At 63.1% G+C, this 13,441-nt stretch carries 13 protein-coding genes and 1 other RNA gene; 11 read left to right on the top strand and 3 right to left on the bottom strand.

What is annotated here, in order from left to right; translation table 11 throughout:
• Window positions 1–154: 154 nt before the first annotated feature.
• Both AB6804_RS07640 and AB6804_RS07635 read left to right on the top strand, forming a co-directional pair.
• Complete coding sequence (locus AB6804_RS07640; RefSeq protein WP_370885963.1) at window positions 155–2,041, top strand: ABC transporter ATP-binding protein/permease; 1,887 nt, start codon at window positions 155–157, stop codon at window positions 2,039–2,041.
• 139 nt (window positions 2,042–2,180) lie between these two features.
• The gene (locus AB6804_RS07635) at window positions 2,181–2,369 is read left to right on the top strand and encodes a hypothetical protein (protein WP_370886263.1); all 189 of its coding nucleotides are present in this window, start codon (window positions 2,181–2,183) and stop codon (window positions 2,367–2,369) included.
• 10 nt (window positions 2,370–2,379) lie between these two features.
• On the opposite strand, the gene AB6804_RS07630 is transcribed toward AB6804_RS07635, so the two are convergent.
• Window positions 2,380–3,768 carry an MFS transporter gene (locus tag AB6804_RS07630; protein WP_370885962.1) on the bottom strand — a complete coding sequence of 463 codons (1,389 nt, stop codon included), beginning with the start codon at window positions 3,766–3,768 and terminating at the stop codon, window positions 2,380–2,382.
• Window positions 3,769–4,039: 271 nt separating this feature from the next.
• Here AB6804_RS07630 and AB6804_RS07625 point away from each other — a divergent pair, with 271 nt between their 5' ends.
• The 6 genes from AB6804_RS07625 (at window position 4,040) to AB6804_RS07600 (ending at window position 9,801) form a co-directional block, all read left to right on the top strand.
• Window positions 4,040–5,011: a LysR substrate-binding domain-containing protein gene (locus AB6804_RS07625; protein ID WP_370885961.1), complete on the top strand. Its 972-nt coding sequence runs from the start codon at window positions 4,040–4,042 to the stop codon at window positions 5,009–5,011.
• A 108-nt stretch (window positions 5,012–5,119) separates the two neighbouring features.
• Window positions 5,120–6,412 carry a Glu/Leu/Phe/Val dehydrogenase gene (locus AB6804_RS07620; RefSeq protein WP_370885960.1) on the top strand — a complete coding sequence of 431 codons (1,293 nt, stop codon included), beginning with the start codon at window positions 5,120–5,122 and terminating at the stop codon, window positions 6,410–6,412.
• A gap of 285 nt (window positions 6,413–6,697) precedes the next feature.
• A complete protein-coding gene (locus AB6804_RS07615) occupies window positions 6,698–7,591 on the top strand; it encodes a glutamate/aspartate ABC transporter substrate-binding protein (RefSeq protein WP_244793522.1) in 894 nt (297 codons plus the stop codon).
• A 70-nt stretch (window positions 7,592–7,661) separates the two neighbouring features.
• Window positions 7,662–8,402 carry an amino acid ABC transporter permease gene (locus AB6804_RS07610; RefSeq protein WP_244793521.1) on the top strand — a complete coding sequence of 247 codons (741 nt, stop codon included), beginning with the start codon at window positions 7,662–7,664 and terminating at the stop codon, window positions 8,400–8,402.
• Window positions 8,402–9,079: a glutamate/aspartate ABC transporter permease GltK gene (gene gltK / locus AB6804_RS07605; RefSeq protein WP_035961704.1), complete on the top strand. Its 678-nt coding sequence runs from the start codon at window positions 8,402–8,404 to the stop codon at window positions 9,077–9,079. Before AB6804_RS07610 ends, gltK begins: the two co-directional genes overlap by 1 nt.
• Window positions 9,076–9,801 carry an amino acid ABC transporter ATP-binding protein gene (locus AB6804_RS07600; RefSeq protein WP_035961703.1) on the top strand — a complete coding sequence of 242 codons (726 nt, stop codon included), beginning with the start codon at window positions 9,076–9,078 and terminating at the stop codon, window positions 9,799–9,801. Before gltK ends, AB6804_RS07600 begins: the two co-directional genes overlap by 4 nt.
• 58 nt (window positions 9,802–9,859) lie before the next feature.
• On the opposite strand, the gene AB6804_RS07595 is transcribed toward AB6804_RS07600, so the two are convergent.
• Both AB6804_RS07595 and AB6804_RS07590 read right to left on the bottom strand, forming a co-directional pair.
• Window positions 9,860–10,762, bottom strand: coding sequence for a class II glutamine amidotransferase (locus AB6804_RS07595; RefSeq protein WP_075583096.1), 903 nt, complete (start codon window positions 10,760–10,762; stop codon window positions 9,860–9,862).
• A 62-nt stretch (window positions 10,763–10,824) separates the two neighbouring features.
• Window positions 10,825–10,983: a hypothetical protein gene (locus AB6804_RS07590; RefSeq protein ID WP_370885959.1), complete on the bottom strand. Its 159-nt coding sequence runs from the start codon at window positions 10,981–10,983 to the stop codon at window positions 10,825–10,827.
• Window positions 10,984–10,989: 6 nt separating this feature from the next.
• Here AB6804_RS07590 and pyrC point away from each other — a divergent pair, with 6 nt between their 5' ends.
• The 3 genes from pyrC to rnpB all read left to right on the top strand — a co-directional run bounded on the left by pyrC (window position 10,990) and on the right by rnpB (window position 13,330).
• Window positions 10,990–12,087, top strand: coding sequence for a dihydroorotase (gene pyrC, locus AB6804_RS07585; protein ID WP_370885958.1), 1,098 nt, complete (start codon window positions 10,990–10,992; stop codon window positions 12,085–12,087).
• A 6-nt stretch (window positions 12,088–12,093) separates the two neighbouring features.
• Complete coding sequence (locus tag AB6804_RS07580) at window positions 12,094–12,903, top strand: DUF3025 domain-containing protein (protein WP_370885957.1); 810 nt, start codon at window positions 12,094–12,096, stop codon at window positions 12,901–12,903.
• A 12-nt stretch (window positions 12,904–12,915) separates the two neighbouring features.
• Window positions 12,916–13,330, top strand: an RNA gene (gene rnpB, locus AB6804_RS07575) — RNase P RNA component class A.
• The last annotated feature ends 111 nt before the right edge of the window (window positions 13,331–13,441 follow it).

Below are 13,441 nucleotides of genomic sequence, written 5' to 3'. Positions count from 1 at the left end.
GGGAAAGGCCGCGCGCATCGGCACTGGATGAGCGACGCGGCCTTCGACAAATTGTACGGGAAGCACGCACGGCGTGCGCCCGCTCCACATAAGGCGTCCGCACGCCGCGCCGTGACGTGATGTTTCGCGTGACGCGCCTTCACAACTCGAACTCATGCGCCGCTCTTCGAATTCCGAGCCGGGGCCAGTCGCGCAAGGTCCGCGCAACGACTGGCAGACTATCCGCTCGCTGCTGCCTTATCTGACCACCTATAAATGGCGCGTCGTGTTCGCGCTGACGTGCCTGATCGGCGCCAAAGTCGCCAATCTGGGCGTGCCGATCGTGATGAAACGCATCGTCGATAGCCTGGCGTCCGTGCAACATCTCACCGCGCTCGGCCGCGCCAACGATGCGCCAAGCATCGTGCTGATCGGCGGTATCGGACTGCTGGTGGTCGCGTATGCCGGCGTTCGGCTCTCGACTTCACTCTTCACGGAACTGCGCGAACTGCTCTTTGCGAAGGTGACGGAGAGCGCGGTTCGCCAGCTTGCGCTGAGAGTGTTTCGTCACTTGCATTCGCTGTCGCTGCGTTTTCATCTGGAGCGGCAAACGGGCGGCATGTCGCGCGATATCGAACGCGGCACGCGCGGCATTCAGCAACTCGTGTCGTATTCGCTCTACAGCATCTTGCCGACGCTGGTCGAAGTCGGTCTCGTGCTCGCGTTCTTCGTGACGAAATATGAAGCGTATTACGCGATCGTCACGCTCGTCGCGTTGTGCCTGTATATCGGCTTCACGGTGAAGGTGACGGAGTGGCGCACGCATTACCGGCGCACGATGAACGAGCTGGATTCGAAGGCCAACTCACGCGCGATCGATTCGCTGCTCAACTACGAGACCGTGAAGTACTTTGGCAACGAGGCATGGGAAACGCGCCGTTACGACGAGAATCTGCAGCGATATCGCGCGGCGGCGATCAAGTCGCAGCGTTCGCTTTCAATGCTCAACTTCGGACAGCAGGCGATTATCGGCACCGGGCTCGTCTTCATTCTCTGGCGCGCGACGCAGGGCGTGATGGCCGGGCGGCTCACGCTCGGCGATCTGGTGCTGATCAACACGTTCATGCTGCAGCTCTATATCCCGCTGAATTTTCTCGGCGTGGTGTATCGCGAACTGAAGCAGGCGCTGACCGACATGGACCGCATGTTCACCCTGCTCGGCGCGGGCCGCGAAGTGCCCGATGCGCCGAATGCGGCGCCGCTCGACGTAACCGGTGGCGAGGTGCGTTTCGAGCGCGTGAGCTTCGCGTACGAAGCGGCGCGGCCGATCCTGCACGAGGTCGATTTCACCATCGCGGCGGGTACGACGACCGCTGTCGTCGGACATAGCGGATCGGGGAAATCGACGCTCGGGCGGCTCTTGTTCCGCTTCTACGATCTGGATCGCGAGACGGGCGGGCGCATCGTGATCGACGGGCAGGATATCCGCGATGTCACGCAGGATTCGCTGCGGGCGTCCATCGGCATCGTGCCGCAGGACACCGTGCTCTTCAACGATTCCATCTACTACAACATCGCGTATGGACGGCCATCCGCGAGCCGTGACGAAGTGATCGCGGCGGCGCGGGCGGCGCATATTCACGACTTCATCGAAGGGCTGCCAGCGGGCTACGAGACGGCGGTCGGCGAGCGCGGGCTGAAGCTGTCGGGCGGCGAGAAGCAGCGCGTGGCGATCGCACGGACCCTGCTCAAGAATCCGCCGATCCTGATCTTCGACGAAGCCACGTCGGCGCTCGATTCGAAGTCCGAGCGCGCGATTCAGCGCGAACTCGATTCGATCGCACGCGAGCGGACGACGCTGATCATCGCGCATCGCTTGTCGACGGTCGTGCATGCGCAGCAGATCATCGTGATGGATCACGGACGCGTGGTGGAGCGCGGCACGCACGCGGAGTTGCTGCGGGCAGACGGCTTGTTCGCCCAGATGTGGGCGTTGCAGCAGCAGCGGGCGGAGGAGCCGGTCGTCGAGCAGGGGGATGCGGTGCGCGTTGACATCGGATAACGAGCGCGCAGTCGCGAATCCAGCGCGACTGCGCGAAGCTGTAATAGTCGCTGCCCATTAGTTAGGCATGCGTAACGATGACGCACGAGCGCGCCGCTTCGCCACACGAATCTGCGAGGAAATAATGTGAAGTCTCAGCATCTGGCACTGGCTTATCGTTATCGGCATTGGCTTCCTGGCCTGCGATCCGTATGTGCGCATCATTCGGCGCACCGGGCATTCCGGCTGGTGGCTGCTCGCAGGACTGATCCCGGTGCTCAACCTCATCATGCTGTGGGTCTTCGCCTTCGCCCGCTGGCCGGCAATCGACGGTAATCGCCGGCCTTGAGCGTCGCGCATCACTCCATCGCGTGCGCGCCGTTGAGCGCAACTGCATCACGCTCTTGCGCCGACAGCGCCGACCAGCGCAGCCATTGTCCGCGCACCATGAATAGCGCACCGAACGCGCACGTGGCCAGCACGCCGAACGTCGCGAAGCCCATCTGATAGCTGCCGGTGCTTTCCTTCGCGATACCCATGATCACCGGCAGATAGAAGCCGCCGATACCGCCCGCCGCCCCGACGATCCCCGACAACAAGCCCGTCTTGCCCTTCCAGCGATGCGGCACCAGCTGAAAAGTCGAGCCGTTGCCGAGCCCGAACGCAAGATACAGGCATACGAGCAACGCGAGGCCGCCGGTCACGGGCGGCATCCAGATCGCGAACGCGAAGTCGGCGGCGGCGATGACCGCCAGCAGCACGAGCAACGCGCGCACGCCGGTCACGCGATCGGCCACATAGCCGCCGAACGGCCGCACGATTGCGCCAAGAAACGCGAGCAGCGACATGAAGAGCCCCGCTTCGAGCTTCGGCATCTGATAGAGCGACGTCAAAAGCAGCGTCACATACGAAGACATGCCGACAAAGCCGCCGAACGTGATGCTGTAAATCAGCATGATGACCCACGTATCGCGCTCGGCCAGCACCGAACGATATCGGCGCGGCAATACGGCAATCGCGATCAGCGCGCCGATCAACGGGAGCAGCAGAACGCCCGCGCGGCCCGCGCCGAACACGCCGCCGTGCACCGCGAGCACGAGCACGACTAGGCTTGCCAGCGTCACCGCGAAGCTGGCAAGCGCGCGCATCGTGCTGCCGGTTTTCTCGCCGGCGTCCGACGCCCAGGCATATAGCGCGACGGCCGTGATCGCGAGCAGCGGCAGTGCGGCGGCGGTCGAGAGCTTCCAGCCGAAGGCATCGGCGAGATGAGGAAACAGGAAGCCGTCGAGCACAGCGCCGATATTGCCCGCCGCAGCGAGCCCGAGCACGAGTCCCTGCACCTTCGGCGGATAGTTGCTGCCGGCCATCGGCAACGCGACGGCGAAGCTCGCGCCGCCCATCCCGAGGAACACGCCGAGCACGAGCAGCAGCGCATACGACGGCACGCCCGGCACGAGCGGCAGCACGATCGACGGTATCGACGAAAGCAGCACGCCCATCAGCGCGACGCGGCGCCCATCGGTCGATTGATAGAGATTGCCGAGCGTCACGCGCAGGATCGCGGCGGCCAGCACCGGCACCGCGACGAGAAAGCCTTGCTGCGCGGCGGACATCGTCACGTCGCGGCCGATGAACGGCGCAAGCGGCCCGTACAGCACCCAGACGGTGAAGCCCGTATCGAAGTAGAGGAAACAGGCGAGCAGCGAGCGCCAGTTGCCGCTCTTGAGCGACGCGATCAGATTGGACATTGCGTGTTCCGGTGGAAGCGAAGTGCGCGCTTGAGAGATGCCTTCGCGGCGGCCCGGATTTTTGCAAGCATCATGCCAATCGGATGCACGTTTTCACGGATGACGCTACGCGAGTCCTGGCTTGCGTTTGCGGCTGGACATGAGATTGGCGACGCCGCACCGTGCGCGTGCCCGGTGCCTGCCGATGGTGCGCTGCGGCTTGTCCGCGCCATCGAATGAAGCGCCCGCGCCCGCTAAAATGCCGCATTCGCATATCGAGGCGCGACCCAGCATGGAACTGAAATGGCTAGAAGACTTCGTCTCGCTCGCGGAGACGCGCAGCTTTAGCCGCTCGGCCGAGCTTCGGCACATCACGCAGCCGGCGTTCTCACGGCGCATTCAGGCGCTCGAAGCGTGGCTCGGCACCGAACTGATTGATCGTTCCGTCTATCCGACGCGGCTCACGCAAGCCGGACAAGTGTTCTACGAGCAGGCGCTCGCGATGCTCTCGCAGTTCCACGAAGCACGCACGCTCTTGCGCGGACAGGGAGGCGCGCCGGCGGCGACCATCGAGTTCGCTGTGCCGCATACGTTATCGCTCACGTACTTTCCACGCTGGCTGCAGCATATCGAGGCGCGGCTCGGACGCATCCGCACGCGGCTGCGCGCGCTCAACGTGCACGACGCGGTGCTGTCGCTCGTCGAAGGCGGCTGTGATCTCGTGATGGGTTACCACCATCCGAGTCATCCCGTCGCGCTCGATCCCGCACGCTACGACATGCTCACGCTCGGCGCGGAACCGATCAGCCCGTTCTCCGCCGCGAACAAGGCGGGCCGCGCGCGCTACACGCTGCCCGCCACCGCCGATGCGCCCGTGCCGTATCTGTCGTACACGCCGAACGCGTATCTCGGGCGCATGACGGAAGTCATCATCGCGACCGCGCCGGCGCGCCTTCATCTCGACAAGGTCTATGAGACCGACATGGCCGAAGGCCTCAAGGCGATGGCGCTTGCGGGCCACGGCATCGCGTTCCTTCCGCATAGCGCGGTGGAAGACGCCGTCGATGAAGGACGGCTCATCCGGCTCGACCGGGGAACGCGCGGAACGCCTGCCGGCCAGTTCACGCTGACGATGGAAATCCGCCTCTATCGCGACAAGTTCGCCTCGCAAGGCGACGAACCTCGCCAGGCGTTGATGCGCGCGCTATGGGATGCGGTCGGAGAAGAATTGCTGAAGGCATCGGCGGAAACGCCTGCGGCGTAGGCCTGTTGGACGTTATGCACAAAACGCATGATGGGATAAGGAAACGGCATTGGATTTGGAAACGCCGTTTTTCGACAATGCATGCATTCCACAACCGCTGGAGCATCAATGTCCTCCCCGAAGCAAGACCAGTCCATCCCCTCGTATCTGCATGCCGACGATCTCGGCCCCTGGGGTAATTATCTGCGGCAGGTCGATCGCGTAGCGCCTTATCTCGGTTCCCTCTCTCGCTGGCTCGAAACGCTCAAGCGCCCGAAGCGCATTTTGATCGTCGATTGCCCGATCGAACTCGATAACGGCACGGTCGCGCACTTCGAGGGGTATCGCGTGCAGCACAACACGTCGCGCGGTCCGGGCAAGGGCGGCGTGCGTTATCACCAGGACGTGACGCTTTCCGAAGTGATGGCGCTGTCCGCGTGGATGTCGGTGAAGAACGCGGCGGTGAACGTCCCTTACGGCGGCGCGAAAGGCGGTATCCGCGTCGATCCGCGCACGCTCTCGCGCGGCGAACTCGAGCGCGTGACGCGCCGTTATACGAGCGAGATCGGCATCATCATCGGGCCGAACACCGACATTCCCGCGCCGGACGTGAATACGAACGAGCAGATCATGGCGTGGATGATGGACACCTACTCCATGAACCAGGGGCAGACGGCGACGGGCGTCGTCACCGGCAAGCCGATTTCGCTCGGCGGTTCGCTCGGCCGCAAGGAAGCGACGGGCCGCGGCGTGTTCGTCGTCGGCACGGAAGCGGCGCGTCGCGTCGGTCTGGAGATCGAAGGCGCTCGTATCGCGGTGCAGGGCTTCGGTAACGTCGGCGGCATTGCGGCGCGTCTGTTCCAGGAGGCGGGCGCACGTGTCATCGCGGTGCAGGATCACACCGGCACGCTGTTCAACTCGAAGGGCATGGATACCGTTGCGCTGGCTGCGCACGTTGCGGAAACCGGCGGCGTCGGCGGCTTCGCGGGTGCGGATCCGGTCTCGCGCGACGAGTTCTGGACGATCGAAAGCGACATCCTGATCCCGGCCGCCCTGGAAGGGCAGATCACCGAGGAGAACGCGCCGAAGATCAAGACGAAGATCATCGTCGAAGGCGCGAACGGCCCGACGACCACCGCCGCTGACGACATCCTGCACGACAAGGGCGTGCTCGTCATTCCGGACGTGGTCGCGAACGCAGGCGGCGTGACCGTCTCGTACTTCGAATGGGTGCAGGACTTCTCCAGCTTCTTCTGGACCGAAGACGAAATCAACCTGCGTCTCGAGCGCGTGATGCGCGAAGCGTTCGCAGCGGTGTGGCAGGTTGCAAGTGAACAACAGGTATCGGTACGCACGGCGGCGTTCATCGTTGCGTGTACGCGCATCCTGATGGCGCGCGAAATGCGCGGCCTGTACCCCTGATCGGCGGGCATCGCGTGCGGCGGAGCATCCGTTGCAATCGCGGCGCGGCGCGGCCTGTGGGCCGCGTGACCGGCCGTGAAAACGAGCTTTGAATCGAGCGGGAGGCATTCGCATGAATGCCTCCCGCTTTTTCATTTTTTTCGCGTAATATGCGCGCCTACATGCAGTTGCGCCGAGTTGCAGCCAACCGTCTCGTAGATCAGACGACTAGCGGTTAACAATCATTCTTTCAGAATAATTACCCTGCTAAACTTGGCCCGTTTTTCGCCATAGGAGATCGAACAAATGAAACTTAAAAAGGCTGCGCTGCTCGTCGCTGCGCTTGGTATGTTCGCCACGGGCGCTTACGCGCAGGACGCAGGCACGCTGAAGAAAATCAAGGACACGGGCGTGATTTCGCTGGGGCATCGCGAATCGTCCATTCCGTTCTCGTACTATGACGACAAGCAAAACGTCGTGGGCTATTCGCACGAGTTCGCGCTGAAGGTCGTCGAAGCGGTCAAGCAGAAGCTGAATCAGCCGAACCTGAAGGTGAAGCTCACGCCTATCACCTCGCAGAACCGTATTCCGCTCGTGCAGAACGGCACCGTGGACATCGAGTGCGGCTCGACCACGAACAACGCCGAGCGTCAGCAGCAAGTGTCCTTCTCGAACACGATCTTCGTGATCGGCACGCGCCTGATGACCAAGAAGGACTCCGGCGTGAAGGACTGGGCGGACCTGAAGGGCAAGACGGTCGTGACGACCGCCGGCACGACGTCCGAGCGCCTGCTTCGCAAGATGAATCAGGACAAGAACATGGGCATGAACATCATCAGCGCGAAGGATCACGGCGAGTCGTTCCTGACGCTGTCGACCGGCCGCGCGGTCGCGTTCATGATGGACGACGCACTGCTCGCGGGCGAGCGCGCGAAGTCGAACAATCCGAACGATTTCGTGATCGTCGGCGCGCCGCAATCGCATGAAGCGTACGGCTGCATGATTCGCAAGAACGACCCCGAGTTCAAGAAGGTGGTGGACGACGCGATCGCGAAGGTCGAAACGTCGGGCGAAGCCGACAAGATCTACAAGAAGTGGTTCGAAAGCCCGATTCCGCCGAAGAACCTCAACCTTAACTTCCCGGAAAGCGACGACATGAAGGCTCTGTACAAGAGCCCGAACGACAAGGCGATCGACTAACCGGTTCGGCTAGCGGAACGAACGAAACGGAAGGAGCCTTGCTTCTTCCGTTTCTTTTTGGAGTATGTCCATGTCTTATCACTGGAACTGGGGCATCCTGCTGAGTCCGGTTTCCACCGGCGAGCCCACTACTTACCTGGGCTGGCTGATATCCGGCTTCTGGGTGACGATTACCGTGTCGCTGGCGGCCTGGGTGATCGCGCTGGTGGTCGGTTCGTTGTTCGGCATCTTGCGCACGGTCCCGAATCGCACGCTGGCGGGCATCGGCACCGTCTACGTCGCGATTTTCCGCAACGTCCCGCTGATCGTGCAGTTCTTCATCTGGTATCTCGTGATACCGGAGCTGCTGCCGGCATCCATCGGCAACTGGTTCAAGCAACTGCCGCCTTCCGCGCAGTTCTTTTCGTCGTCGATCATCTGTCTCGGACTCTTCACCGGCGCGCGCGTCTGCGAGCAGGTGCGCTCGGGCATCAACGCGCTGCCGCGCGGACAGCGCAACGCGGGCCTCGCGATGGGCTTCACGGAATGGCAGACGTATCGTTATGTGCTGATGCCGGTGGCTTACCGCATCATCGTGCCGCCGCTCACGTCGGAATTCCTGAACGTCTTCAAGAACTCGGCGGTGGCGTCGACCATCGGTCTGCTCGACTTGTCCGCGCAGGCGCGGCAGCTCGTCGACTACACGGCGCAGACGTATGAATCGTTCATCGCGGTGACGCTCGCTTACATGCTCATCAACCTCATCGTGATGCTGTTGATGCGCTGGGTCGAAGCGAAGACGCGGCTGCCTGGCTACATCGGAGGCAAGTAATGCATCAGTTCAACTGGAGTGGTATTCCGGGCGCGTTGCCGACGCTGTGGACCGGCGCCGTCATCACGTTTCAGATCACGGTGCTGGCGATCGTCGTCGGCATCCTGCTCGGGACGGTCATCGCGTTGTTCCGCCTGTCGGGCGTCAAGCCGCTGCAATGGTTCGCGGGCGCGTACGTCACGCTGTTCCGCTCGATTCCGCTCGTGATGGTGCTGTTGTGGTTCTTCCTGATCGTGCCGCAACTGCTGCAGAACGTGCTCGGGCTGTCGGCGGATATCGACATTCGCCTCGCATCGGCGATGGTCGCGTTCTCGCTCTTCGAAGCCGCGTACTATTCGGAAATCATTCGTGCCGGCATTCAGGCGGTGCCGCGCGGGCAGGTGAATGCGGCATTCGCGCTCGGCATGAACTACGGCCTGGCGATGAAGCTCGTCGTGCTGCCGCAGGCGTTCCGCGCGATGGTGCCGCTTTTGCTCACGCAGGCGATCGTGCTGTTCCAGGATACGTCGCTCGTCTACGTGATCAGTCTCGCGGACTTCTTCCGCACGGCGACGAACATCGGTGACCGCGACGGGACGACCGTCGAAATGGTCCTGTTCGCCGGGGCGTGTTATTTCGTGATTTGCGTGCTGGCGTCGGCCCTCGTCAAAAGTCTTCAGAAAAAGGTCGCAAGATGATCTCCATCAAAAACGTTTCCAAGTGGTACGGGCAGTTTCAGGTGTTGACCGACTGCACGACCGAAGTCAAGAAGGGCGAGGTCGTCGTGGTGTGCGGCCCGTCGGGTTCGGGCAAGTCGACGCTCATCAAGACCGTCAACGGACTCGAGCCGTTCCAGAAGGGCGATATCACGATCAACGGCCAGTCGCTGACGGACAAGAAGACGAACCTGTCGAAGCTGCGCTCGAAGGTCGGCATGGTGTTCCAGCACTTCGAGCTGTTTCCGCATCTGTCCATCGTGCAGAACCTGACGCTCGCGCAGATCAAGGTGCTTGGCCGCTCGAACGACGAAGCCACGCAGAAGGGTCTGAAGCTGCTCGACCGCGTGGGCCTGCGCGCGCACGCGGACAAGTATCCGGGACAGTTGTCGGGCGGTCAGCAGCAGCGCGTGGCGATTGCGCGCGCGTTGTCGATGGACCCCATCGCGATGCTTTTCGACGAACCGACGTCCGCGCTCGATCCCGAGATGATCAACGAGGTGCTCGACGTGATGGTCGAACTCGCGCAGGAAGGCATGACCATGATGTGCGTGACGCACGAGATGGGCTTCGCCAAGAAGGTGGCGCATCGCGTGATCTTCATGGACAAGGGCTTGATCGTGGAGGACGACCAGAAGGAAGCGTTCTTCGCGAATCCGAAGTCGGACCGGGCGAAGGACTTTCTGGCGAAGATTCTGCACTGAGCGTTGTGCTGCTTCGGCAGAAAAAAGGGCGGCGCGTTCGAAAGGACACGCCGCTTTTTTATTCGATGCCGAGTTCCGATTCCACCGCCGCCGTCGTCCGCATCTCTTCGATCTTCAACGCCGAGCCGACGCACGCCTTCGCAAGCGGTTCCGCGGCTTTCTTCGCCACGGCCTCAGGCACCGGAATATTGACCGTCCGTGCGAGCGCGCCTTTCTGAAACATCGCGAGGTCGCCCGGAGCAAAGCGCGTCCAGACTTCGTTGTCCGTCAGCGGCGAAGTGGCGATGACCGCCACACGATCTTCGGGCGTCGTATATTTTGCGAAGTCGATCGACATGTCCGCGTCGATCAGATGCGCCGTCGAGAACGGCCAGCTCCGCACCAGGTAGTACAGATGCGTCGAGCAGTGCGAGAAGAGCGCCTGCCCGTTGGACATCAAGAAATTGAAGACGCCGTATTGCGTGATGTCGCGCGTGAGCGTGGCGAGCGCATCGAAGAGTTCGTCGAGCGGCGGCTGCGAGTTTGGAAATGCACGGCGCAAGCCCTGCAGCAGCGCGCAGAAAGCGAGTTCGCTGTCCGTCGTGCCGACCGGCTGATACACGCCGGTCAGTTCCGGCGCGTGGCCGTTGAGATCGCCGTTGTGCGCGAAGATCCAGTGCCGCCCCCACAGTTCACGCAGGAACGGGTGGCAGTTCTCGAGCAGGATATGCCCCTGCGTCGCCTTGCGAATATGCGCGATCGTGTTCTTCGACTTGATCGGATAGCGTTTCACCATCTCGGCGAGCGGCGAACTCGCGGACGACTGATGGTCGATGAAAAGCCTGCACGCCTTGTCCTCGAAGAATGCGATGCCCCAGCCGTCGCCGTGATGGTCCGTCACTCCGCCGCGCGCCGCGAAGCCGGTGAACGAGAACGTCACGTCGGTCGGTTCGGCGCAATTCATTCCGAGAAGTTGGCACATTTGCTTCAGGCAGACGGGCTAGGGCCGTAAGGCCGGTTGTTACAATACGTCCGACAAGCATATCACCCGAGCCCATTGTCGAAAAAATCGAACCGCCACGCGCCGGCCGCGCGTTGTGCGTTTTCCACGGCGATTTTTTCCGGCTCGCGCCGCTCACGGTGCATCGTTTCGGCGCATCCTGCTTGCGGTCTGCTCATCTCCTTCAACGTCTTCGCCGTCATCACGCCATGTCCGCCACTCCTGTTTCGCCCGACACGACCGCTTCGACCACGACACCCGCATCGCTCACGCTCGCGCGCCCCGACGACTGGCACTTGCACGTGCGCGACGGCGCGACGCTCGCGGCTGTTCTGCCGCACACCGCGCGCCAGTTCGGCCGCGCGATCATCATGCCGAACCTGAAGCCGCCCGTCACGACGACGGACATGGCCGCGGCGTACCGTGAGCGCATCCTGGCGGCGCTGCCGAAGGACGGCGCGGCGGCGCGCTTCGAGCCGCTGATGACGCTGTATCTGACCGACAAAACGCCGCCCGAGGAGATTCATCGGGCGCGCGAAAGCGGCTTCGTGCACGGCGTGAAGCTGTATCCGGCGGGCGCGACGACCAATTCCGACGCGGGCGTGACCGATCTCGCCAAGTGCGCGAAAACGCTCGAAGCGATGCAGGCAAGCGGCATGCCGCTGCTCATCCACGGCGAAGTGACGGACGGCGATATCGACGTGTTCGATCGCGAGAAGGTGTTCATCGACCGCGTGATGACGCCGCTGCGACGCGATTTCCCGGAGTTGAAGGTCGTCTTCGAGCACATCACGACGAAGGACGCCGCCGACTACGTGCGGGACGCGCAGGGACCCATCGGCGCGACGATCACCGCGCATCACCTGCTGTTCAACCGGAACGCGATGCTGGTCGGCGGCATCCGCCCGCACTATTTCTGCTTGCCCGTGATCAAGCGCGAGACGCATCGCGTGGCGCTGGTCGAAGCGGCGACATCGGGCAATCCGCGCTTTTTCCTCGGTACGGACAGCGCTCCGCATCCGAAGGGACTGAAGGAGCACGCGTGCGGCTGCGCCGGTTGCTATACGGCGCTGCACGCGCTGGAGCTTTACGCCGAAGCCTTCGACAAGGCCGGCGCGATCGACAAGCTCGAAGGCTTCGCGAGTTTTCACGGCGCGGACTTCTACGGGCTGCCGCGCAGCGCAGAGACGGTGACGCTGGAGCGGGCGTCGTGGACGTTGCCGGCGGAATTCAATGCCGGCGACACGCAGATCGTGCCGTTGCGCGGCGGGGAGACCATCGGCTGGCGGTTCGTCGACGGGAAGTGAGCGACGGTGGCGTTTCATTCAATCGACTGGACGCGGCCGTGGCTTGCGCCGGTCGCAGCGCGCGGCAGGCGCTGGCAGTCCGCCGCGCTCGATAGCTACGCCAGCTACCTCGCTGAACTCAACGGCGACGCGACGCAAGCCGCGCTCGTCACCGGCCGCGGCAAGCCGCTCGCATTCATCGCGCAGGACGAACTGCCGCCGGGCGCGTCCTATGAAGGCCATATCGCGGAAACCGGCCGCGTGCCGACGCGCCACAATCTGCACGACTTCTTCAACGCGCTGATGTGGTTTGCGTATCCGCGCACGAAGGCGGCGCTGAATACACGTCAGGCCGATCAGATCGACGCGCTCGGCGTCGGCCCGACGCGCGGCGGCATGCGCGACGCGCTCACGCTGTTCGACGAGAACGCCGTCCTCTTCCCATGCGCCGACCCCCGACTCGCGGATGCGCTGCGCCGCTTCGACTGGCGCACGCTGTTCATCGACGAACGAGCGTCATGGGGCACACGATGCGAGACGCGCCTCTTCGGTCACGCGCTGCTGGAGAAGCTCGTCGCGCCGTACAAGGCGTGCACGGGGCACGCGTGGATCGTCGACGTTCCACCGGAATACTTCGCCGCCGACGAATCCACCGCCCGCGCGATGCTCGACGAAAGCGTGTCGATGAGCCTGCTCGCGCGCCCGATCGACAGCCGCGCGTTCGCGCCGCTGCCGGTTCTCGGCGTGCCCGGCTGGTGGCCCGCGAACGAATCGCCCGAGTTTTACGGCGACGCAACTGTCTTCCGTCCCGGACGCCGCACGCGCATCCAGTGCTAAAATCGACTCCGCAAAGCAGGCCAGGCAGCCGCGGCTTCGGCGCTTCAGGGCGTCGGGGGCGAGGAAAGTCCGGACTCCACAGGGCAGGGTGATGGCTAACGGCCATCCGTGGCAACACGCGGAACAGGGCAACAGAAAGCAAACCGCCGATGGCTTCGGGCGCAAGTCCGAAGATCAGGTAAGGGTGAAACGGTGCGGTAAGAGCGCACCGCGGACGTCGCGAGACGTTCCGGCACGGTAACCTCCACCCGGAGCAATTCCAAATAGGCAGGCGCGCATCCTCGCGATGCCGAACGGGGCCCCCGTTTCGTCTGCGGGTAGGAAGCTTGAGCGCGTCAGCAATGGCGCGCCTAGAGGAATGGCTGCCACGCGCGATCGTCTTCGGGCGGCGCGTGCACAGAATCCGGCTTATCGGCCTGCTTTGTCGTTATTCATAAAAAAGCCGGCGTCATATTCGTGACTGAACTGCACCCCAAAAGTTGGACACCGATCCAACCTTTGGGGTGTTTTTCATGACGAAGTACGATGAGCGGTTTCG

The sequence above is a fragment of the Caballeronia sp. RCC_10 genome, from assembly GCF_041360715.1.
GTDB classification, from domain to species: domain Bacteria; phylum Pseudomonadota; class Gammaproteobacteria; order Burkholderiales; family Burkholderiaceae; genus Caballeronia; species Caballeronia grimmiae.
This window is presented reverse-complemented; position numbering and strand designations above follow the sequence as displayed.